The 24,021-nt window shown below is 39.8% G+C and carries 17 protein-coding genes and 1 tRNA gene; 7 read left to right on the forward strand and 11 right to left on the reverse strand.

Annotated elements, in window-relative coordinates; all coding sequences use genetic code 11:
- Window positions 1-35: 35 nt before the first annotated feature.
- A complete protein-coding gene (locus tag LQ201_RS05205) occupies window positions 36-230 on the forward strand; it encodes a hypothetical protein (RefSeq protein ID WP_029279590.1) in 195 nt (64 codons plus the stop codon).
- Window positions 231-590: 360 nt separating this feature from the next.
- A complete protein-coding gene (locus tag LQ201_RS05210) occupies window positions 591-1,775 on the forward strand; it encodes an MFS transporter (RefSeq protein WP_230145723.1) in 1,185 nt (394 codons plus the stop codon).
- Window positions 1,776-2,040: 265 nt separating this feature from the next.
- Here LQ201_RS05210 and LQ201_RS05215 read toward each other — a convergent pair whose 3' ends face one another.
- Genes LQ201_RS05215 through LQ201_RS05225 form a run of 3 tightly spaced genes read right to left on the reverse strand, consistent with a single transcriptional unit; the run spans window position 2,041 to window position 3,845 of the window.
- Window positions 2,041-2,637, reverse strand: coding sequence for a hypothetical protein (locus LQ201_RS05215; RefSeq protein WP_230145724.1), 597 nt, complete (start codon window positions 2,635-2,637; stop codon window positions 2,041-2,043).
- 4 nt (window positions 2,638-2,641) lie between these two features.
- Window positions 2,642-3,193, reverse strand: coding sequence for a hypothetical protein (locus tag LQ201_RS05220; protein ID WP_230145725.1), 552 nt, complete (start codon window positions 3,191-3,193; stop codon window positions 2,642-2,644).
- Window positions 3,194-3,200: 7 nt separating this feature from the next.
- Window positions 3,201-3,845, reverse strand: coding sequence for a hypothetical protein (locus LQ201_RS05225; RefSeq protein ID WP_230145727.1), 645 nt, complete (start codon window positions 3,843-3,845; stop codon window positions 3,201-3,203).
- 206 nt (window positions 3,846-4,051) lie between these two features.
- On the opposite strand from LQ201_RS05225, the gene LQ201_RS05230 reads away from it, so the two are divergent.
- Window positions 4,052-5,011, forward strand: a complete 960-nt coding sequence (locus tag LQ201_RS05230; protein ID WP_230145728.1) for a hypothetical protein — start codon at window positions 4,052-4,054, stop codon at window positions 5,009-5,011.
- Between the two features lie 2 nt (window positions 5,012-5,013).
- Here LQ201_RS05230 and LQ201_RS05235 read toward each other — a convergent pair whose 3' ends face one another.
- Together LQ201_RS05235 and LQ201_RS05240 are read right to left on the reverse strand one after the other, a co-directional pair.
- Complete coding sequence (locus LQ201_RS05235) at window positions 5,014-7,305, reverse strand: multicopper oxidase domain-containing protein (RefSeq protein ID WP_230145731.1); 2,292 nt, start codon at window positions 7,303-7,305, stop codon at window positions 5,014-5,016.
- A 15-nt stretch (window positions 7,306-7,320) separates the two neighbouring features.
- Window positions 7,321-7,797, reverse strand: coding sequence for a DUF3347 domain-containing protein (locus tag LQ201_RS05240; protein ID WP_230145733.1), 477 nt, complete (start codon window positions 7,795-7,797; stop codon window positions 7,321-7,323).
- A gap of 545 nt (window positions 7,798-8,342) precedes the next feature.
- Between LQ201_RS05240 and nth the strand changes: the two genes are divergently transcribed.
- Window positions 8,343-9,008 carry an endonuclease III gene (nth, locus tag LQ201_RS05245; RefSeq protein WP_029280284.1) on the forward strand — a complete coding sequence of 222 codons (666 nt, stop codon included), beginning with the start codon at window positions 8,343-8,345 and terminating at the stop codon, window positions 9,006-9,008.
- A 135-nt stretch (window positions 9,009-9,143) separates the two neighbouring features.
- Complete coding sequence (gene recA, locus LQ201_RS05250) at window positions 9,144-10,157, forward strand: recombinase RecA (RefSeq protein WP_230145735.1); 1,014 nt, start codon at window positions 9,144-9,146, stop codon at window positions 10,155-10,157.
- Between the two features lie 79 nt (window positions 10,158-10,236).
- On the opposite strand, the gene LQ201_RS05255 is transcribed toward recA, so the two are convergent.
- From LQ201_RS05255 to tsaD, 3 genes are all read right to left on the reverse strand, one after another.
- Complete coding sequence (locus tag LQ201_RS05255) at window positions 10,237-12,591, reverse strand: TonB-dependent receptor (RefSeq protein ID WP_230145737.1); 2,355 nt, start codon at window positions 12,589-12,591, stop codon at window positions 10,237-10,239.
- 78 nt (window positions 12,592-12,669) lie between these two features.
- Entirely contained in the window at window positions 12,670-12,867 is a 198-nt protein-coding gene (locus tag LQ201_RS05260; RefSeq protein WP_108199335.1) for a hypothetical protein, read from the reverse strand.
- Window positions 12,868-13,119: 252 nt separating this feature from the next.
- Window positions 13,120-14,121 (reverse strand): tRNA (adenosine(37)-N6)-threonylcarbamoyltransferase complex transferase subunit TsaD, encoded by a 1,002-nt coding sequence (gene tsaD, locus LQ201_RS05265; protein ID WP_230145739.1) that lies wholly within the window; start codon window positions 14,119-14,121, stop codon window positions 13,120-13,122.
- Between the two features lie 74 nt (window positions 14,122-14,195).
- Between tsaD and LQ201_RS05270 the strand changes: the two genes are divergently transcribed.
- On the forward strand, window positions 14,196-18,626 hold the full coding sequence (locus LQ201_RS05270) for a translocation/assembly module TamB domain-containing protein (RefSeq protein WP_230145741.1): 4,431 nt from the start codon (window positions 14,196-14,198) through the stop codon (window positions 18,624-18,626).
- A gap of 839 nt (window positions 18,627-19,465) precedes the next feature.
- On the opposite strand, the gene LQ201_RS05275 is transcribed toward LQ201_RS05270, so the two are convergent.
- From LQ201_RS05275 to LQ201_RS05285, 3 genes are all read right to left on the reverse strand, one after another.
- Window positions 19,466-20,677 (reverse strand): bifunctional 3,4-dihydroxy-2-butanone-4-phosphate synthase/GTP cyclohydrolase II, encoded by a 1,212-nt coding sequence (locus LQ201_RS05275; protein WP_131032157.1) that lies wholly within the window; start codon window positions 20,675-20,677, stop codon window positions 19,466-19,468.
- Window positions 20,678-20,807: 130 nt separating this feature from the next.
- The gene (locus tag LQ201_RS05280) at window positions 20,808-22,232 is read right to left on the reverse strand and encodes an LptF/LptG family permease (protein WP_256449146.1); all 1,425 of its coding nucleotides are present in this window, start codon (window positions 22,230-22,232) and stop codon (window positions 20,808-20,810) included.
- 29 nt (window positions 22,233-22,261) lie between these two features.
- Complete coding sequence (locus LQ201_RS05285; RefSeq protein ID WP_029278206.1) at window positions 22,262-22,642, reverse strand: START-like domain-containing protein; 381 nt, start codon at window positions 22,640-22,642, stop codon at window positions 22,262-22,264.
- Window positions 22,643-23,737: 1,095 nt separating this feature from the next.
- Here LQ201_RS05285 and LQ201_RS05290 point away from each other — a divergent pair.
- Window positions 23,738-23,811: transfer RNA gene (locus tag LQ201_RS05290), tRNA-Met, on the forward strand.
- Window positions 23,812-24,021: the final 210 nt, after the last annotated feature.

Genomic DNA, 24,021 nt, shown 5'->3' on the forward strand with positions numbered 1-24,021 from the left:
CGTTAAGTTTATAAAACTTATCACATTTTTTGCTTATGACAAAAACCTCTACATCAAAAACAAATGTAAATTTACCTACACCTAACATGTTTCAGCCTAGAACTGATATTGAATCTGACGCAGAAATCGACTTATTTTATGATCAAATAAAAGGTAAGTTAGATAGACTGGCTAAAAATCCTCAAGATGAAACCATCAACAAGATTTTAGCTTACAGCAGCGCAAAGTAGAAAATCTTTACATGAGCCAAAAAAGCTTGTTCCACAGGGTGGGGCAAGCTTTTTTTTATTTTATAAGTTCAATAGTTCATTTGCCATTCGTTCATTGGTAACTGCAAACCGGCTACCAGTTCATAATTGATGGTGCTGTATTATCTTATAACTACTTATGCACATCATTGCTACCTGGCTATCATCCATTTGGCCATAAACCATTAACGATCTGACCATCAACAATAAAACAATTTAGCAATGAATCGTCAATCTCTCATCCTACCTCTTCCCTCTTATCCATAAATGGCCTAATTTTTACAATCTCCTAAAGCAAAAAGCCTTACCTTTGCATAGTGTAAATTTAACACTAAGTACGCTATGAACAAGAACTTGCTCCCACTCACTTTAGGCGGTTTAGGCATCGGGATAACAGAATTTGTTATGATGGGCCTGCTACCCGATATCTCAAAAGATTTAGCAGTAACCATTCCGCAGGCAGGGCATCTAATTTCTGCATACGCTTTAGGTGTAGTAATTGGCGCACCCTTATTAATCATGATTGCCGGCAAATATCCACCAAAAATGATATTGATTGCTTTGATGATCATGTTCACCGTGTTTAATGCCTTCTCTGCGTTCGCGCCTACTTTTGACACCTTATTTATTGCCCGGTTGCTTTCGGGTTTACCACACGGTGCATTTTTTGGCGTAGGATCGGTAGTAGCCAGCAGAATAGCCGAAAAGGGAAAAGCTGCTCAGGCGGTATCGCTTATGTTTATGGGTTTAACCATCGCCAATATTGTTGGGGTACCATTGGGTACCTTTATCGGTCACAATTTTTCCTGGCGGATCTCTTTTGCCGTTGTCGTATTTGTTGGCCTTGTTACTTTGCTGAGTTTAAAATTATGGCTGCCAGCGCTGGAAGCCACAAAAAACCGCGATTTAAAAGCCGAATTAAGTTTCTTCAAAAAAAGAGAAGCCTGGATCATCATTTTTATGATCTCGATCGGAACGGGTGGATTATTTACCTGGTACAGTTATATTGCCCCTTTAATGACAGATGTTGCAGGCTTTTCGCCAAATGCAGTAACCTATATATTAATGCTGGCAGGTTTGGGCATGATGTTCGGCAATTATGTTGGCGGCCGACTGGCCGATAAATTTTCACCTGCAAAAGCATCTGCTGCCTTATTGCTTACCATGGTCGTTACCTTAACCATTGTTCACTTCGTATCCGCAAGTCAGCCATTGGCTTTAATTATGACTTTTGTTACCGGCGCCGTATCTTTTGCGTTGGCAGCCCCAATACAGATGTTAATGATCCAGAGTGCTAAGGGCTCCGAAATGCTGGCTGCATCTGCAAGTCAGGCGAGTTTTAATATTGGTAATGCTTTAGGCGCATTCTTCGGTGGTCTTCCGTTAGTATATGGTTTCGATTATACTTCGCCGGCCTATGTTGGTGCCGCAATGGCTTTGGTTGGTGCTTTCTTTGCGTTTTGGTTGATTAAAAGTAATCAGGGCGTAACAGAACAGGTTAAAGTACCGGCTGCATCTTTTCATTAGTCCAATGATTGAATGAGAGAATGATTGAATTAGAGGATCCAAATCACTCACTCATTCAAAATTCAGTCATTCAAACTTATTTGCCCAGCTAACTTTGTAGAAAATGAAAGCAAGTGCAAGTAAAAACGGTTAGTCCTGCTGTACGCTAAAGCCTCGCAGAAAAAGCTCGGGCTACCGCTTCTATCAGGTTTATAATGAATGGTCAGTGCGATGCATAAAACCCGACATACTAAAAATTGGATCACCTAGCTAAGGCCCTTTATGCCTAATACCTGCGGCCCCCTTTATCTTTCAACCTGCCTACTACCAGACCAAGGGATAGTCCATAAAAAGATTGCAGATTGTTCAGGTTTGCCGAAAAACCAGCAGTAACAGCCGCTGTCCTATCTAAGTACAGTCCATATTTCATTTCGAGCGGCAAACCGACCGTTTTTCTTCTGATCTTTTCATACACATTATTACTGAAAAGGCATCCGCCTGGCCTATTACAATCGTTATACAGAAATGCACCGGGACTTACCTGATCAACCAACGAAAACCCTGCGCCAAACTTGACATAATGGTAATGGTTAAAAGTATAACTTTTGCCCACTAAAATACCAAAGTCAGAAATATGTGGTTCTGGCAAACCGCCAAAATAAAAAATCCGGATACGTTCTACAGCTGATGTTTTAAGCGCGATATAATTACTTCTTTTCTGCAGGTAAAAATCTACATCTCCATAGAAGCGTCTGTTTCCTCCACCGCCCAGACTAAAGCCAAGGCCGAAATAGCTTTTCCTTTTTTGGTGTAAAGTATCCTGCTGTGCAAAAACAAAACCGTTAATGCAAACGAGCAATAAGATTAAAACATGTTTTCGCATACTATTAAAGCTTTTTAGAACCGAATACCAAACCTAAACCTGCTGTTGCAAAAGTTTTTTGCCTGTTTGCATTGCCATTCACTGATAAAGAAATTCCAACACCATCAACAAAACGGAATATATACCTGGCCTCAGCAACAAGTCCCACCGAGTTTTTTTGTATAATCTTATCCCTTGTGGTATCACTATTCGACTCATCGTACTTTTTCAGATCTGCAATTAGTGCTACGCCCCCTCCAAATTCAATCCTATGATTGGAATTGATTTTAACCCGCTTACCTAACATCAGTGCCACTTCAGAAAAACCCGGCATAGTTGTTTCTTCTCCATTTACATTCACTTCATAACTCTCCTGCATTACGGAAGATATTTTGAACTTAAGATAAGAACCCGGTTTGTTGTATGCAATAAAGCCCGAAACCAAGGGTTTTTGCAATGTTGCAGCGCCGAGCTCAAGCCCAAAACTTAGGGGATTAAAAAAATCATCAAAATTTCTTTGTGCTTTAACAATACTGCCCAGCAAGGTTAAAACCGATAATAAAATAATCTTTTTCATAACTATATTATTTAATTCTTTTAAAATGAAAAGCAGAATCGTAAGAAAGACCTGCACCTATAAACAGTAAAAGTGCACCAGAACTGTCGTAGGCATGATTTAAGATGAGTCCTCCATCGCTAGCCAGTCCAATCCTTATCTTCTCACTTTTTGAGCCGCCCAAAATGTATGGCACTCCGTGAAATTCGACATACTTGTTTCCTAAAAGCAACAAGCCCCGCGATTGCAGCTTGGCTGATAGGGTTACACTATCTACAACTATACTGTCCTTTTTAAAGTGAAAACGGATCTGGTTATTGTCCATCACTTTTACATCAACGACCACATTTTCAGAAGGCTTAAAATAGATTCCACGTTTGCTGATATACTGATGAAAGTGCTCGGTTATTGGTTGATAACGGAGCATCTCGGCCACCCCATTCTTGGTATAAGCTAAATCAGGAAATAACTGATAAGTGCCCGAAATTTTTGATATCTCGTCTTTGTGCAGCTTAACCTTGTGCCGCCTGATGGGCCTGTCAGAAAAAGAAGCGCAGCCCGAAAGCAACAGGCAGAGCGTAATACAGATACCTTGCCTAAAGCAGGAGATGTTGTTTTTTAGCCTATGATCATTGGTATAAGGTTGAATTGAGGTTGAGGTTAGCGTATTCATTTTGATGTATTTTAAATTGTTTATCAAATCTAAAACACTCCGTAATGCTCAATTACCCTTAAAGATTATATCAAATTAAATAATAAACCCTAAAAGAAATTTATACACCTATAATGTAATTATAAATTATATTCAATAAATTAACACCTGATAATAATCCATTCCATTATTAAAAACATTAGGATTTCATTAATAAATTAATCTTTATGGATAATCAGCAAGCATTATTTTTTCAAGCCATCAAAGCTGCATTGCCAGAATACCAGAACCTGGCGCTGAGTGTAGCCGAAGAACTGGGAATAAGCACGAATGAGGCCTATAAGAAAATCAGGGGCGACAGCAACCTTACATTCCAGCAGATCATCAAACTTTCCGATTGTTTCGATGTTCCATTTCTATACAGCCCGAAACAATCGTTATCCGTTACTTTTAGCTATTTAAGTGTAAATGAAGATTTAGATATGATTGGCTATCTCCGGAATTTACTGGACAATATAAAATCCATCAAGAACAGCAACAAGAAACACATCACCATTACGACCGACGATATTCCTTTATTTCATTTTTTCAAGTACCCCGAACTCACCAGTTTTAAACTCTTCTTTTGGGCAAATAGCGCCAATAATCTGGAAATGCCGTTCAGTTCTTCCTTCCTATCCGATGAGATTATTAAAATTTCGCAAGAGCTGCATGCCACTTACCTGGAAATACCAAGCACCGAAATATGGTCTAAAGATACCGTAACAGGCACACTCGAACAGATCAGGTATGCATTCGAAGCCGGGCATCTTACCGATACCGAACTGGCCGTAAAAATTGTAGAGCAGGTAAGGTATTGCCTCACTGATATGAATATGTACGCCATTAGCAGCAAAAAAACCATCGACCCAAACCATACCTTTAACTGGTATAATTGCGATGTATTGGGAAGCATCGCTTACCTGGTCGATTTTAAAGACCGCATGGCCTGCTACAACAGGTTTAATACTTTCAATTACTTAAGAACCGAAGATCAGGCCTATTGCAAACAAACCAAACAATGGATGCAAGGCCTGATTATGAAATCGGTTTCTTTTAGCGGCCAGGGAGAAAAACACCGCAATAAATACCTGTATAATGCCTTTGCCGAATGCGACAAGCTGTTGAGGGAGATTACCAATGGTTAAGATTAATAATTAAGCGTTAAGCCTGCGCCAAAACCCATATCGCTATCATAGTGCGCAGAAACACCCATGTATTTTGTGGTAATAAATTTAAGTCCGCCCATAAATTCTTTATCGCTATTTACCATAAAGCTTGCCCTTAAGCGTTTAGAAATCGGTATATCTTCACGCATCAACTGCAAACGAACATTACCGTCGTGGTAAACTTCCGCCTGCGCTACCACTAGCATTGGCAAGGTATAGGCAAGCCCTACACTAAACAATCTTCTGTTATCCTTTGTGCTTTTTTGGCCAAAAATATTGCTTTCCTGTTCGCCAGCTTCCATTTTCCGGTAGCGCCAATCGAAACCCACAAAAGGCATTAACCATTGCATTCTATCTACGTACCGGCCAATATGAGTTTCGGTTTCAAAGCCATGCATTTTATTGTAACCTAAGCGCCACTCGGCGCCAATGCTCCAGCGCGTATTTGCCAACATGGCCATACCGTCGTTTCCGTTACTCGCAAAATCGTTTTCGGCCATAAAATGAAACATCCTGTCATCGGCAAAAAGTTTTCGCTGCGCCAATTTAGGGTTTGGGATTTCGGGGTTTAGCGGTGAGTTTTCATAACTGAAGATTTTACCCATCCCACTCATCATGTGGTATAAAATGTGGCAATGAAAAAACCAATCGCCACTTTCTGAAGCGCTAAACTCAATGGTATCGCGCTCCATGGGCATAATATCGAGTACATTTTTTAAAGGAGCGTAATCGCCCTGACCATTAATTACCCTAAAATCGTGCCCATGCAAGTGCATAGGGTGGCGCATCATACTGTTGTTATATAAAATGATCCGCAGGTTTTCGCCTTTTTTGATGAGAATTTTATCTTCTTCAGAAATGGTTTTATTATCTAAAGTCCAGACATAACGGTTCATGTTGCCCGTTAACTGAAACTCCATTTCGCGAGTTGGGGCTTTAGGCAAAACCGTTTTTTCAGGCGAGCGCAACATATCGTAATTTAATGTTGTCATAGGACCTTTTGCGCTTTTGCCGCTCCCCATATTATGGGCCTTATGCGCATCAACAACAACAGTATCTGTTCCCGCATCATCCAGCTCAGCAGACATTACGGTATTCATATCCATCACCTGATTCTGCATTTTCATGCCTTCCATCTGCACCAGATTACCGTTCATATCCATCATTTCGTTCATCATTTTCATGCCTTCGAAATATTTCAATTTGGGCAATTTTTGGGCCGGCACTTTTTGCCCACTACCCAGCCATAAAGAAGCAGATTTGGTACGGTCTTCGGGGGTTACCAAAAACTCGAAGTTTTTATTTTCGGGGATGGTTACCATTACATCATAGGTTTCGGAAACGGCAATAATGAGCCGATCTACTTCTACAGGTGTTACATCGTTACCATCATTGGCCACCACCGTTATTTTACCACCGGCATAAGTGAGCCAAAAATAGGTAGATGCCCCGCCGTTAGCAATTCGCAACCTTACTTTATCGCCTGCTTTGAGCTTGTTTGGTACCTGGTACTGATTTTTTCCGTTTACCAAAAATGCTTCGTAGTACACATCACTCACATCCATGGCAGTCATCCGTTTCAGTTCGTTGGTGAGCTTGGTTTTGAAATGCCCGCCTTTTATGGCTTCGGCATAACTCTGTGTTGTGCCTTTTTTTATCGCGAACCAATCATTGGCATTGTGTAATCTCCTGTCAACTTCGTGCGGCATCATGTTTGTCCACTCACTCAAAACAACAGGTATCGTAGGTATAACAGGCTCTTTTCTTTTATTTAAAATCATGGCACCGTACATTCCAATCTGCTCCTGCAAGCCCGAATGGCTATGGTACCAATGGGTACCGTTCTGTATAATTGGAAAACGGTAAACGTGGGTTTTATTGGGCTCAATAGGCATTTGGGTTAAATAAGGAACCCCATCATATTGATTTGGCAAAAATAGCCCATGCCAATGCAACGAAGTTGACTCCTTAAGTCTATTCTGTACATGTATTTCTGCTGTATCACCCTCGGTAAAAGTTAGTGTTGGCATAGGTATTTGCCCGTTAACCGCAATGGCTCTTTTAGGTTTCCCACCAAAAGTTACCGTTGTATCGGCAACATATAAATCATAGCGCACAACCCCCGGCGACTTTTTGTTGCCTAAAGTTTCCACATCACTTACTTTGGGGGGAGCTTTTTTTGGGGCGGCTGCTTTTACCTCACTGTGCTGATGTTGGCCAAAAGCAAAGCTACTGAGCAAAATACTAAGGCAACAAACTAAAATAAACTTCATTTTGTAGCGTATGTTTTATTTAAGTACCTCGGCAACCTTGCCACAAGTTAACATTTTACTGCCATAATACGGATTTTTTATCGCCTCGCTTTCACTTAACCAATAGCTTTTTTTCATCGGGCAATAAGCATAATAAACAGGCTTATCGCTCAGTTTTACTGCTTTTACCAAGGCATAAAAATCGGTCGACAGGGAGGTAAAATGATCTCTTTGATGTTCGATATCTTTACTTTCGGCAATGTGTTCGGCATCAAATAATATTTTATCACGCAATACTTTGGAAGTATTCGTTTTTTCGTTGGCTTTTATGGCGTTGATTAATACAGTAGCCTTGGTACCAGCCACGCTTGCATTGCTGCTAATCAAGGCATCTTTAACTTCGTAATAAGCCTGCAAAGGGTTAACCACTGCTGCTTTTTCCTGTGCTGATACACTGCCAGCCACAATTAGTACAAGAACATTGATTGTCCATAATTTAAATAATCTTTTCATTTTGTGTTACGTTAAATGTTATCAACCTATTTCCTGATACCAGTTTGCGAGCTGCTTATTAATTTACTTTGCAACCAGAACAGGTTTTTATTGTTACACAAAGCTAGCGGCATGGCCTTTCCGGATGTTACACTTTTATCGAAAATGTTTATATAATTATTGCTTGTAGTTGGGCCATGAGGTTGGCGTTAAGTGGTTGGGGGTGGATTGAGCGGTTTAACAATTAACCTTTATAAACAAAGGCCCTTCGAGTACGCTATCATTGACAGCTCCAATAGAAAGATCGTCATTGCGAGGCACGAAGCAATCTTAAAGCGCTCGCTACTAGCGATAGTTGTAAGATTGCTTCGTCGGCTGAAAAAGCCTTCTCGCAATGACGAATCCTCGCTGGAACATAGCAATTAAACCCTCTGTCAATCATATTGATTTCTGTACAATAAATTAACCCTTACGATGACAAATCGCAGTTTTAATGCATGCCTCATCCATCTTCATGATCTTCCATTTCCCATATTACATTTTCCATCTTTAAGCTATATTTGCACATGCTTAAAAAAGAACGCTACAAACTTTTTGTAGAACATTTTTCGGCCAAGCAGCCTGATGCAGAAACCGAGTTACATTATAATAATCCCTACCAGCTTTTAGTGGCGGTAATCCTTTCAGCACAATGCACCGATAAAAGGGTAAACATGGTAACCCCTGCGCTTTTTCAACGCTTCCCTAATGCTAAAGCACTGGCCGAAGCTACGCCCGATATTGTTTTCGATTACATCAGAAGCATCAGCTACCCCAACAATAAGGCTAAACACCTGGTGGGTATGGCTAATATTCTGCTTAACGAATTTAACGATGTGGTGCCTTCGGGGATTGACGATTTACAGAAAATGCCAGGTGTTGGCCGCAAAACCGCCAATGTAATTGCCTCGGTAATTTACAATGCACCGGCAATGGCGGTTGATACCCATGTTTTCCGTGTGGCCAACCGTTTAGGTTTAACCAATGGTAAAACCCCGCTGGCGGTTGAAAAAGATTTAGTTAAAAATCTTCCCGAACACGATATCCACATTGCACACCATTGGCTTATTCTGCACGGACGTTACGTTTGTGTGGCCAGAAGCCCCAAATGTGATGTTTGCGAAATTACCTACATGTGCAGGTACTTCGAACGGTTAACCGCTCAAAACGAAAGAGATAAATTAAAAGCTTAAAAAATTATTTTCACTTTACTATTGACATTAGCTAAAAAACATTTACCTTAGCTAAATATATTAGTATTATAAATATCAACATTTAAGCATATTAGCCGATAAACGATTATATTTACGCAATCAATGAAAAAAGAAATGAGCACTGCAAATCCAGATAAATTAAAAGCCCTACAACTTACCTTAGATAAGCTAGAGAAATCATACGGTAAAGGTACCATAATGAAACTTGGCGATTCTGCCGTTGAACCAATAGATTTTATTTCTACCGGATCAATCAGTTTAGATATTGCTTTAGGTATTGGCGGTATCCCAAAAGGCCGTGTAATTGAAATCTATGGTCCGGAATCTTCTGGTAAAACAACTTTAGCAACACATATTATTGCCGAAGCACAGAAAAAAGGCGGCATTGCTGCTTTTATCGACGCAGAGCATGCTTTTGATCAGTTTTACGCAAAGAAACTAGGTGTAGATACCGATAACCTTCTAATCTCTCAACCAGATAATGGTGAGCAGGCATTAGAAATAGCTGATAACTTAATCCGTTCAGGTGCTATTGATGTAATCGTAATTGACTCTGTTGCGGCTTTGGTTCCTAAAAGTGAAATTGAGGGCGAAATGGGCGACAGTAAAATGGGTTTACACGCCCGTTTAATGAGTCAGGCGCTACGTAAATTAACCGGAACAATTTCTAAAACCGGATGTTGCTGTATTTTCATTAACCAGTTACGCGATAAAATTGGGGTGATGTTCGGAAACCCAGAAACCACAACGGGTGGTAATGCGTTGAAATTTTATGCATCAGTACGTTTAGATATCCGTCGTATTTCACAGATCAAAGATTCTGATGAAGTTTCCGGTAACCGTGTGAAAGTAAAAATCGTTAAAAATAAAGTGGCTCCACCTTTCCGCATTGCAGAATTTGATGTAATGTTTGGTGAAGGTATTTCTAAAAACGGAGAGATTGTAGATTTAGGTGTTGACTTCGGCATCATCAAAAAAGCTGGCTCATGGTACTCTTACGGAGATACCAAACTTGGCCAAGGTAGAGACGCCGTAAAACAATTGTTAAGCGACAACCCTGAACTTGCAGAAGAATTAGAAATTAAAATTAAAGCCGAAGTAACCGGCGATAAATTGGCTGAGAAATAGAAATCACCAGATAAATCCATAAAAAAAGCGTTCCGATGTAAAAAATCGGGACGCTTTTCTTTTGCTCAGAACTCGCAGTTTAATAACTAACCGAAATTCCTAAATTCACAGCAGTACCTCTCCCTTTTGAGTAAAAACCAGGCTGCATAAACCATTGCGCCCTGGCAGGAAAATAATCCTGGTTAAAAATGTTATCAATACCTAAGCTAAGCCTGGTGTTCTTTTTAACCTGGTAAATTCCGGCAAAACTGAATAAATGGTAAGCCTTTACTGCACCTTCGTTTCCATTGTACACCCCATTGCTGTTTTTCTCGAATCTATTGCGCGAATTGATTCCCGTATAATTCAATGTTAAATCTAGCACCTTTAACGGGCTATAGCTTACTGAAGCGGTAACTTTAGGTGCAGAAATGCGGCGGCCGTTTAGGTATAGATCTCCGTCATCATTGAATTTTCCATTTTTATCGATATCACGTTTGCCTTCCGTATAACTGTAACTTGCAGACAAACCCAGTTGATCAAACAAACGGTAATCAGCGGCTAACTCAAAACCATAAATTTTTTCAGGGCTTCTGGCGGTATTAAATAAACCCGTGGCAGGATCGTAAACCACTTCGATACCTAATTTAGAAGTACTGATATATCCTGAAGCAGAAAATGTTAATCCAGCAATCTTACTTTCAAAACCTGCTTCGTAATTATTAACTTTTACAGCATCGGTATTGATCTTATCGATGCTATTCACTTTCGCATCGCGTAAAGCAAGCCCGATATCCATTACCGAAAAGCCCTGAGAGAAACTTACAAAAGGGCTAAAAACATTAAACTGGTTATACCTCAAACCTGCATTAAAAAGATAGGTGCTGTATTTCAAGTTGCCACCTGTTACATCGAAAGAAGGTGTAATGGTGCTATTATTGGCACCTGTAGTTCTTAAAGTGCGGTAATCATCAACTGCTATGTTTACATTTTCGTAACGTAGCCCGGTTTTGAATACCAGCTTCCTTAAAATATTAAAATCTGCCTGGGCAAAAGGGGCAATATTGGTCATATCCATGGTTGGCACCCACACCCTGCCATCTACCAGTGGCTGAGCAGTTTTATCCTTCATAAAATCGGCACCATAGGCAACCTTTGCTTTTAAGAAATCAAGATTCAATACTGGCGTTTCCAAAAACAAACGTGCCCCTTTTTTATCATTTTTGGCAAGCGATTGTCCGTCACCTCCATCAAAGCGACCTAAAGAAACATAAAAAACATCTTTACGGGTTTCGTAGTAAACATCTACATTCAAACTCGAATGAAGAAAAGTACTGTCAATCTTGTACGATAGATTTAAATTGTGGTTATAATCAACTCCCGTTGGGATATCAAGCGGTTTTCCTAAAACACCAGTTGCTTTCTGACCAGTTGCCAGATTACCATTTACCAAAGTAAAATTACTGTTCTGCAAACTGCTGTATGTATTATAGGTAAGCTGAATACGTTGATTTTTTGCGGGTATATAACCAAACTTGGCAAAAGCATTATAGCTATCGGTTTCACCTAAACTATAATTAGGCCCTACAACATCGCCCTTTGCATCTTTATATTCTCCGGTCTGCTCATACATACCACTCACCACATAATCGAACTTTCCAAGTTTGCCATAAAACATTTGGTTAATCCTTCCGCCTTCAGAGTTTTTCACCTTTACCAAGGAGCCGTTTAAATTGATCTGGGTTTTACCGGCAAAGCTTGCCGCGGTATCCGGAACCATGGTAATGTAATTCACCAATCCACCGGCGGCACCGTTTCCGTAAATTGCGGTTGCACCTTTTACTATCTCTATGCGCTCCAATACCGATGGATCGATGGATCTTAGATCCACCTCGGCATTTCTTAACGGCGAAGATTGTGAAACACCATCAATCATCACCAACATAGGCCGGCCTCTTAAATTCTGGCCCACATTATTACCTGTTTGCGCAGTGGGTGCAAAACCAGGTACCTGATTGGCGAGTATAGCACTCAGATCAGGGTTAATAGCAATTTCTTTTTCGAGCTTTTTCTTATTTACAATACTTACCGAAGTAGTAACATTTCTAATCTCCTCTGGTTTTCTGGAAGTAGAAATCACAACGTCATCAAGCGTATTGCTTAATGCTTCTAAGCCAACGTTTATAACGGTATCGCTTTTAACCGATAAAATATGCTGGGTAAACGTTTTGTAACCTACGGCATTAATATCGATTTTAAAAGAAACACCGCTTTTGATGTATAAAGAGTAATAACCTCTGCTATCTGTTTGAACTTTTTGCCCTAACAGGGAAATGGTTACATAAGGGATTTCGCTATTTTTGTCTTTAACATGCCCTTCAACCTTAACGTTCTGTGCGTGCACACAAAGGAGATTAAGCAATAAGACAGCAATGATCAGTATAATTTTTTTCATCTATCTTTAATTTGCGGCAAAGATAGGCAATCAACCTTAAATAGATTAGGTCTAAATAAGATTAGCGGAAATAATCTTTTAATTCTGGCTAAAAATGGCATTAAAATCTTTGGTTACATATACAATTACCAAAAGTGCGGCAATAACCAAAGCACCTAAAATAATCACTCCCCAGCTTCCCTTTAGTTTGTTTTTGTCATTTCTGATCAACCAATATAAAATACCGATTAGCGGTATGGCACAAACAATCCAAAATATTAACGATGCTCCAGTCATATATATAAATTCAATTTAAACAATTTTCGTTGCCAGTTTTCAATTGGCGGTTTACAGTTTTTTGCCACGGAAGCACAGAAACACGGGGGTACACTGCCTTAACCACCGTAGTAAGATTGCTTCGTTCCTCGCAATGATGAACGAGGGAATTAACCGGTTTTTTCAGTTGCCAGTTTACAGTTAACTACTCCAGACAAATAACTATTGACTACTGAACCAATGACTACTGAACCAATGACCAATGAACCCAAATTAAAACTCCATCCTCGCCATCGGCGAAACATCCTGCCCTACGAAATCCTGTTTCAGGTATTTCTGATAACCTGCTATGGCGATCATCCCTGCATTATCTGTACAGTATTGAAAGGCGGGGATATATACCTTCCAGCCCAGTTCGTCGGCTGTTTGCTGTAATCCATTTCTTAAACCGGAGTTCGCCGAAACACCTCCTGCAATAGCAATTTCATTAATTCCATATTGTTTTGCCGCTTTTTTCAACTTATTCAGCAAAATTTGCACAATGCTATGTTGAACCGAGGCGCAAATATCATCTAAATTTTCGGCAATAAAATTAGGGTTCTCTTTTTCCTGTCTCCTGATAAAATACAGGACAGAGGTTTTAAAGCCGCTAAAGCTAAAATTCAGATCGGCAATTTGCGGTTCGGCAAATTTAAAGGCGAAAGGATTTCCATGCTGTGCATGTTTATCGATCAGCGGCCCACCCGGATAAGGCAAAGCCAGTAATTTAGCAGTTTTATCAAAAGCTTCACCCGCAGCATCATCTAATGTTTCGCCAATTATTTCCATATCAAAGTAATCTTTTACCAGCACAATCTGTGTGTGCCCGCCCGAAACGGTTAAACAGATAAATGGAAAACCTGGCTTGGGATCATCAATAAAGTGCGCTAAGATGTGCGCATGCATATGATTGACAGAAATTAAAGGTATATTTAAAGCTAATGCAAAAGATTTTGCAAAAGAAACACCAACCAGTAACGATCCTAAAAGGCCGGGACCACGTGTAAAAGCGACAGCATTAATGTCCTGTTTTGTAACTTTAGCATTAATTAAAGCTTGTTGTACAGCAGGCACAATATTTTGTTGATGTACCCTTGAAGCTAATTCAGGTATAACACCACCATAATTTTGATGAATTGTTTGGTTTGCAATAACATTGGCAGTAATTTTGCCGTTGTTACAAATAGCAACGGATGTATCATCGCAAGAAGACTCGATAGCAAGTATAACAGACAAATTATTAATATTTAAGCTGCAAAATTATTAAAAAACTATTTAAAATACTCCTTTGGGTAATCGCATCAATAATCTTGCTGCTTGCGCTACTTATTTTTTCTTTACAATTTAAGCCTGTTCAAACTTATTTTGCGCAGAAGGCTGCCGCATATTTATCTAAAGAGCTTAAAACCACCGTATCAATCAAGAGCCTCTACATCAAGCCATTTAAATCTATTGTACTCGAAGATTTATTGGTTTTAGATTTACAAAAAGACACTTTACTGAGCACACCACAATTTATGGTGGATATTAATCAATTGTCCATTGATAAAAAGATCATTGATATCAATACCCTTCAAATTAACAATGGGCAGTTTTTCCTAAAGGATTTCAAAGATAAGTCTTCTAATCTCGATTTCATCATCAACTACTTCGATTCTGGTAAACCTACTGTAAAGAAAAAGAAAAGCAAACCGTACGATATTAATATTGGCCGCATTATTTTAAATAAATTCGCCTTCAGGTATATCAATTACAGGGCAAAAGATACCGTTCAGGGCAAAAGCGTAAACTTCGAAAATGTATCTGTTAAAGAATTGAGCGGAATTTTTGAAGGGCTCGATACTAAAAACCATTTGATTAAAACCAATATCAAAAACCTTACTTTTAAAGAGCGTAGCGGGTTTTACCTTAAAAACTTAACGGCCCAAACCACTATAGACAGTAATGCCATCGAGCTAAAAAACCTATTGCTCGAAACCAACCAGAGCCGTTTAACAAACTACTACCAAATGCGGTTTAAAAGCTATAAAGACTTTAACCACTATGTAGATAATGTTCGGATGAAGGCCATTTTTAAAGATAGCCACATCACTTCCAGAGATATAGCCTTCTTTGCGCCGGAACTGAACACCATGAAACTCGACCTTGATGTTGATGGCCAGATTACGGGTTTAGTGAATAACCTTAAAGCCAAAAAATTATCGTTAAGAACCGGGAAAGCCACACACATTAAAGGCGATTTTATTTTAAAGGGACTGCCGAAATGGAAAGAAACCTTTATGGACCTCAACATTGAAATGGCGGGAACGAATAAAACCGATCTGGATGAGGTACTGGCCGGCATTACCAACAGCAAAAAGAAAATTGTTCCGGTAATTGTAAACAAATTCGGCAACATTAATTTTAATGGAAGTTTTACCGGTTTCCAGAACGACTTTATTGCTTACGGCGAATTTAAAACCAAACTTGGCCGTATTGTTTCGGATGTGAACATGAAAATCGATAAAAATGATGTTCCGTCTTACACCGGAAACGTAAAAACCTACGATTTTAACCTGGGCAACCTGATTGACGAAAAAAGCCTTGGCCGTATCAGCTCTTCATTGTATGTTAAGGGCCGCGGCACTGCGCTTAAAGATTTGACCGAGAAGATAAACGGCGATGTAACCTATATCGACTTTAACAATTACCGTTACCATAATGTGAAGATAGACGGAACTTTTAACAAAAAGTATTTCGATGGCAAGCTGAGCATTAACGACCGTAATGTTAAACTGGTTTTTGATGGCGGAGTAAACCTGAATCCTAAACTGCCGGTATTTAACTTTAATGCCACTATTTCTAAAGCTAGATTAAAGGCTTTAAAGCTGCTGAAAGATTCGTTGCAGGTTGATGCTAAATTTACCACCAATTTCTCAGGTACCAACCTGAACAATATATCGGGCAAATTATTAATAGAACAAATCAGGCTGCAAAATCCAAAGGGTATCTACAGTGTTGATTCGGTACAGTTAATGGCCCAGGGCACCGGTACCAGCCGCGTACTGGATATCCGATCAGACATTTTAGATGCCAGCATTAAAGGCGAGTACGATTTAAATTCTATTGTTTCCTATTACAAAGCCATCGCCAAAACTTATATCCCTTCGTTAAAGGCCGATATTATCAAATACAAGAACCAGATTTTTCAGTTTAACCTGAAGGTTAAAAAGTTCGAACCGCTGGCACAGATCTTTGTCCCAGGCTTAGAATTAGAAGAAGGCGCTACATTAACCGGCGATTTCGATTCGCGCAATAACACGGCGACACTGAACGGTTTTGTAAGGAAACTAAAATACAATGGTATTGTGGTAAACAACATCATCCTCGATGAAAATACCACCACACAGCAGCTTCAACTGATTGTAACTTCCGACCGGGTGCAGATTAACGACAGCCTTTTTATTAAAGATGTAAATATTTCCAACATCCTGCGGAACGACAGTTTGGCTTTCAACGTAAAAATGTCGAACGCCGAAGAGGACAATCAGCTCGATTTAAACGGCCTGGTAGAGTTTACCAAAAACCAGGACACCACGGCAAGGCTAAGCGTATTGCCATCTATCTTAAAAATCAACAACGAAGAGTGGCGCATCCAGGAGAAGGTACGCATCGTGCTCAACAATGGCAAAACCGAGATCAGTAATTTCGATTTAACCAACGGAAAGCAGCAGGTTATTATTGACGGATTAATTTCGGAAGACCCTAAAGATTTAATTACCGTTGGCTTTAAAGATTTCAACTTAAAAACCCTGAACCCTTTTACCAAAGGCTTTGGCGTTAAACTGGGTGGAAACCTGAACGGAACAACCGATCTGTACGGCATATTAAAAGCACCGAGGGTAACCGACGATTTAAAGATCGATTCGTTAAACTTTAACGATATCTATATCGGTACCTTAACCGATACCTCATCGTACAGCAACGAGAGCAAAAAGATCAACGTATTTACCCGCATCATGGCCGACGATTCGGAGACTTTTAAACTGACCGGAAACCTGGATTTAAAAGAAAAAGAAATCGATCTCGCTGTAAAAATGGATGAGAGCAAGCTTACTATCCTTGAGCCTTTCGTTAAACAACTGGTATCGAATTTAAAAGGGAATATCTCGGCTGATTTGACCGTAAAGGGCAAATTAGAAAAACCTGAAATTAATGGAACGCTATCGCTAGATAAGGGTCAGCTGATGGTAAATTACCTAAAAACCACTTATGTAATTACCGATGAGGTAGAAGTAAACAATAGTGTAATTGAACTCGGCGATTTTGAACTTAAGGATCTGGAAGGTCATGAGGCTACCGCTCGCGGCACTGTAGATTTAAACGACATCAATTACCCTACATTGAAAGTAACGGTAAATGCAAACAGTTTAATGGCCTTAAACACTACCGCGAAAGACAATTCGGTATACTATGGCCGTGCTTATGGCACAGGTGTATTTACGTTTACAGGGCCTACCAATAAAATGAAGATTGATATTAAGGCGAAAACTGAAAAAGGGACAATTTTCAACCTGCCTTTAAACAGCTCGGAAACCATATCAGATAAAGATTTCATTAATTTTGTAAGCCGCGATTCGACTGTGCTGGTTAAGAAAAAAACCAACTTTGACGGCCTGACCTTAACCTTCAAATTAACCATCGACCCGAATACCACAGCGAATATATTTACTACCCTGGGTAATTTAAGTGGCAAGGGTAATGCCGAGCTGAACTTAAACATCAACAGTTTCGGCGATTTCGAAATGTCTGGCGATTATATCATCGAGACCGGAAGTTTCGATTTTACGGCACAAGAGGTAATTAACAAGAAATTCGAGATCAGGCAAGGTGGCACCATCCGCTGGACGGGTAACCCTACGGCCGCACAGATAAACTTAAAAGCAGTATACGCTTTGAGAGCGAGTTTGAACGACCTTTACAAAGCAGCCAACCGCGATGCCAGTAGTAATGCCAACCAAAGGGTAAATACCGAGGTTGAGATGGGCTTAACGGGCTTACTCTTAAAACCAGATATTAAACTTGACATTAACTTCCCTGCTCAACCTTCTATCAAAGAGGAACTGCAAACCTATTTCAGCGATCAGAACAACCTGAACCTGCAGGCTTTCAGTTTAATTATCAGAAGAAGTTTTGCCCCCGGAAACGGAGGAGAATCGATCGGGAACCAGCTCAGCTCTACCGCAACCAGTACGGCTACGGAGTTGGTATTTAACCAGTTTAACAATGTACTTTCTTCATTAAACTTAAATTTTGTCGATCTGAATGTACGCTCGTTGAGCGAGGCCAATGCATCGTTCAAATTCTTTAGCGATCGTTTAATTATCAATGCAGGTATTGTCGACCGGAACAGTGTGAACGATTTTACTGTTATCGACTTCTCTAAAGACAACGTAGGTAGAGAGGTTGAGGCGCTTTTCTTAATTAAAAAAGATGGAAGCTTAACCGTTAAGGCAGCAAATAAACCACCTACGCAACAAAGTATCTTCTTAAACAGCGGGATTAGCTCAACGGCAAACGTAACCTCTTTTGGTTTGGTTTATACCCAGCAGTTTGATACGTTTAAGGAATTTATCCAGAAAATTTCCGGTGCTTACCGCCGAAACCTAAAACGGAAACAAAGCCAGGCCCCTGTTAAAACGAATAAACCGATCAATAAAGAAGCGATTATCAATCAGAGTAAAGGGAATCAGAGGAGGTAGAGGGTTCATTGGTTCATTAGTCAATAGTTCATTGGTTCAATAGTCATTTGTTCATTGGTCCGTGCGAGGGCGTCATTCCCGCGCAGGCGGGAACCACGCAGTGCTCAGCGAAGCTAATCTTAATGCCTATTGCATTCTAGTCTTTAATTAATCACCAGAACCACACACAACATAGATCCTGAAACAAGTTCAGGATGACGAACGACAGAGGTGAATAATCGATATACCAGACTTAAATGATCTTATATGTCTTACATGGTAAAAAAACCTATCGATGGACGCGTACCACAGATTGCATAAATAAGAAATTAACCCGGATTATGGCGGTCGTCATCCGATAGCTATCGGATCCCGCGCAATGACGATTGATCTCGATTGAGATAATGAGAATGGTTTCTCTGCTCCATACTATATGCACCCTGCTATCCGGCCTAGGATATGATGGAAGGAGAAAACGTTAAAGCTTTAGCACCTCCTTTCAACCTACCACAACCCCGAGGTAGCACGCCCTCCCCGATTTTTCATCGGGGGCTTGTGCTGACGATCAATAAAGCTTTGACGAATTTATCCGACATCAGATCCAAGCCTTGATTGTTTGTTTCTTTATCATCAAGGATAAAGAAAAAGCCCTTCGGCGGCTAGCCGAGGCAAGCATGTGGAAGGGAGAAAGACGGCTATTTAAAGATCCTTCGCTGCGCTCAGGATGACAAATATATCAAACAAAAAAAGACCAACAATCGAACACCTGCTCAACTGTTGGTCTTTAACTATTTTAGCCATCAAGCTAGGCTAAACGCAGGAATCTCCAAACTCCAAACGCCGCACGCCAAACTTTCAACCTATCCTTTCATAATCGAATGGCCCATTTTATCTCTTTTGGTGGTTAAATAACGTTCGTTATGTACGTTACTTGCAATTTCGATCGGAATGTTTTCTACCACTTCTAAGCCATAACCAATTAAACCTGCTCTTTTGGTTGGGTTATTACTCATTAAACGCATTTTGGTCACCCCTTCCGATCGTAGGATTTGTGCACCTACACCATAATCGCGTTCATCGCCTTTAAAGCCCAATTTAATATTCGCTTCTACGGTATCGAAACCGGCATCCTGTAGGTTATACGAACGTAATTTATTAATCAGCCCGATACCTCTACCCTCCTGGTTCATGTATACAACTATACCTTTACCTTCTTTTTCGATCATTTCCAATGCTTTGTGCAACTGCGGACCACAATCGCAACGGCACGAACCAAAGATATCGCCTGTTACACAAGAGCTGTGTACACGTGCTAAAATCGGTTCGTTGGCATTCCATTCGCCTTTAGAAATGGCTAAGTGTGTGGCATTGTTATCCAACTGGGTATAAGCTGTCATTTTAAAATCACCCCAAGCGGTAGGTAAATCGATGCTAACCTCTTGTTTAATCAAACTATCCATGGTTAAACGGTAAGCGATTAAATCTTCGATTGATATAATTTTTAACTGGTGCTGTTCGGCAATTTTAAATAAATCAGGGAGTCTGGCCATTTCGCCATCTTCTTTTAAAATCTCTACCAATAAACCTGCAGGTTTCATGCCTGCCAAACGCGCTAAATCTACCGCAGCTTCTGTATGACCAGCGCGGCGGATTACGCCACCATCTTTTGCAATTAAAGGAAAAATATGTCCTGGTCTGCCCAACTCTTCAGGGTTGGTTTTAGGATTAACCAGGGCCAGCATGGTTTTAGAGCGGTCGCTTGCTGAGATCCCTGTGGTACAACCGTGTCCAACCAAATCTACGGAAACCGTAAAATTAGTTTCGTAAGCTGCTGTATTTTTACCCACCATCAGGTTAAGGTTTAACTCTTTACAACGTTCTTCTGTTAAGGGCGCACAGATTAAACCACGGCCGTAAGTTGCCATAAAATTGATGATCTCGGGCGTTGCATTTTCGGCTGCCGTTAAAAAATCACCTTCGTTCTCTCTATTCTCATCATCTACAACAATAATCACTTTACCAGCTTTTATATCTGCGATGGCCTCTTCTATTGTGTTTAATTTTGTTTGCATTTTATAAACATTATGGGGCAAATGGCGTGTTAAAATCAATTTATACCACAAACAATAACCCGTACAAATGTACAACCTTATTGAGCAATATTTGGATTAAAATATCATCTGTAAGTAAAGGAAAAGACGCCTATTTTTCCTTCTTTTTAAACAGCTGAAGGAAGAGCTGCTTGTAATAATTTACATCAAACAAGGCAGAATCTACTGTAGCTTTATAGGTTAAAAAGGCCGCCAGTGGTGATAAAACAATTACGGCAATCCACATCCCGAATATCGGGTTTAAGTTGCCTTCGCGTGCTGATTTTTCGGCCACCGTGGTAATAATGTGATACACCAGGAAGAAACAAATGGCCACCACAACCGGTAAACCCATCCCCCCTTTTCTGATAATCGCACCCAAGGGCGCACCAATAAAAAACAACAGGATACAAGATGCGGCCAGGGTAAATTTACGCTGGTACTCTACTGTGGTAAAAATAATTTCACCGGTTAAATCAGTTTGACGTGGCCCCCAGTTGGGTACGTGCTGCATAATATTCGCCACCGTATTGGTTGCATTATCGAGGGCCAGTTTCCGCGATCCATTAGGGATACTCTTCAATATTACATCATCAATCTCTTTCGGCACGGCTTTTACTTTGGTATAACCCTTGGTAACATTAAACTGCTTAAAGTTGCTGGTGAGGTTGGCAATGGTACGCATTTTCATCGTATCCAATTGTTTGGTCAGCGAGTCGCGCTTTTTTACAATCCCTTTCAGGTTTAACATGGGCGTACTGTTTCCAAAAGCATTCGGATCGGTGGTATTTCCATCAAAAGACGACATATCGAAACGCGGTGAGGTTTCTTTAAAACGGTTCCGCGTAAAAATCTGCCGTGGGTTATACATGCCGTTTTTCGAAGCCTGCTCTTCATACTGCACACCATTTTTAAGGTAAAGCACCAAAAACTTACCATCGGCTGTTTTATTCATCTTACCCTCTCTGGCCAAAATTACTTTCGGAATCCCGTTATTTTCACGGTGATCGTAGATCATGATATTGTGCAGCGTACCGTCTTCCTCTTTCGAATCGACACGGATGGCATAACCTGGAATGGCATTGTTAAAAACGCCTGGTTTTATTAAAAATGAAAGTTTTTTGTTCCTGATATCGTACAGTAGCGAGCCAAATTTGAGGTTGGCTTTGGGCAGCATATAGTTGGCGAAAAAGAAGGAGGCTATGGTGAGCATCAAAATCACCACAAACAAGGGGCGCATGGCTTTCTGTAAGGAAATCCCTGCCGATTTAATGGCCACCAGTTCATAATTTTCGCCCAGTGTACCAAAAGTCATGATGGATGAAAGCAATACCGATAGCGGCAGCGCCATAGATACGTTGGCAGCCGAAGCATAATACATCAGCTCCAGAATGGTATACCATTCGAAACCTTTTCCAATTAAATCATCAATCCATTTAAACAGAAAAAACATCAATAGAATAAACATCATAACAAAAAATGTTGCTATGAATGGCTTCACAAATGCTTTTATTAATAGAAGATGTATTTTTTTCACCCTACAAAGGTAAACAATACGAAGGTAATTTATGCACCCAAAACACTAATCAGATAATCGATCTGGTTATCCCAGATTAATTTTTTCTCTGCAAGAAGCTCATCGGTCGTAAAATCAGTAATCGAAAGGGCAACATCATTGGTTAGTTCGTCCTGTACAATTTCCATCTCAAAATAACATTGAGGTTCATCATCCAGCCACTTAAATTTAACAAGCTTATTTTCTTTAATGGAAACCAGTTTTGCTTTTTGCTGCTCATCATCCCAGGTAAAAGTATATACCTGATCGCGAAAATTCACATCGTCCGCAAACCATTGCGATAAGCCGTTTGGCTCACTAATAAAACTATACAATATTCTTGGTGACGATCTAACTTCGTACTCTAGTGTAAATTTTTTCTTTTCTGCCATGTTAGTACACTACCAGGATAATTTCCGGACTATTTTTTAATATTATTTTTCTAAAGAAAGGTAATTTATTCTATATCTGCAACAATATAATTTTTATTGGTTCCAGGTGCAGGTTCAGTTGTTCATTTGCTCTTGGTTCATTAGTTCATTGGTCATTAGTTCATTGGTCATTGGTTCATTTGTTAATGGTCATTCCCCTCGTTAATCATAACAAAAGGCTATTTTGATGACGAACGCAGGACGGATAGTTGATTAATCGGCTCCTAATTTTTGCTCAACATCCGTAATACTAACTAATAAAAAAAATCCGATGCCTATATGCATTATAGGATTAAGAAAAAGATAATGCATAGCTGACCACTTTGTGGGAAATAAAGAATATTACTAAATCTACTATAAAAAGCTGTTGTACAGATCCTTAACCGTATAATAAATTTTATTTCTATTGAACTTATATAACCTTATATGTCTTATATGGTTAAGAAAGGTGGACAATTGTTGGAATTATTTCAGTAAAGGCAGGCAAAATGTTGTTCACCTTTCTCTACCCCCTTGTTTACCTTTCCCTACCTATTCTTTACCCTTTGTTTACCACTTGTTTACCCTTTCTGTACACCAAGTTAACCCCAAGGTTACCCCACAGTTACCTTTTCTTTACCCTGGCGTTACCTGATTTATTACCTAAAAGGTAAACGATTCGCGAATATCAGCTATGGAAAAAGTTACCTTGGAGATGACTTGGTAGCACCAAAGGGTAATCAATCTGTGAAACCATTAATTTTATGAGCACAAATGGCCAGCTGAAATACCTTTCGAGCATACCCTAAGCAATAGACTTGATCATATGCTAAGAATGCGGCTAATTCTGCGGTATCCACCGAAATACTGCGCTTTGTGTGTTATTTTTTTCTAAAAACAGCCTTCCTTAATGCCTAAAATGAGCATCACAGTCTCCTAAAAACAATCAAATTTACTGAGCAATAAGGTTTTATAGTATTTTTCACATTTCTTTTTAATAGAATGTATATTTATTCTATATTTGCAACTCTTAAAAATAACCACATCGATATTTACGTTATTTAGTAAATATTACCCGGCGGGGTAGCTCAGATGGTTAGAGCGCAGGATTCATAACCCTGAGGTCGGCAGTTCGATCCTGCTCCCCGCTACTGATTAAAAGCTCATCGAAAGATGGGCTTTTTTTGTTATATCTATTTAAGATTATTTGGCTTTGGTCTTAGCGAGACGCTAACAATGCTATTAAGTTAAGCTATTTATATGCTTGGTGCAACCTGCTTTTATTTTGCCGAACTTTAATTCTGGGAAAGCTTCTTGTTGGCTTTACCGCAACTACAGTTTTAGAAATTTGCTCTATTAGC

It is taken from the genome of Pedobacter sp. Bi126 (assembly GCF_918698245.1).
Taxonomy (GTDB): domain Bacteria; phylum Bacteroidota; class Bacteroidia; order Sphingobacteriales; family Sphingobacteriaceae; genus Pedobacter.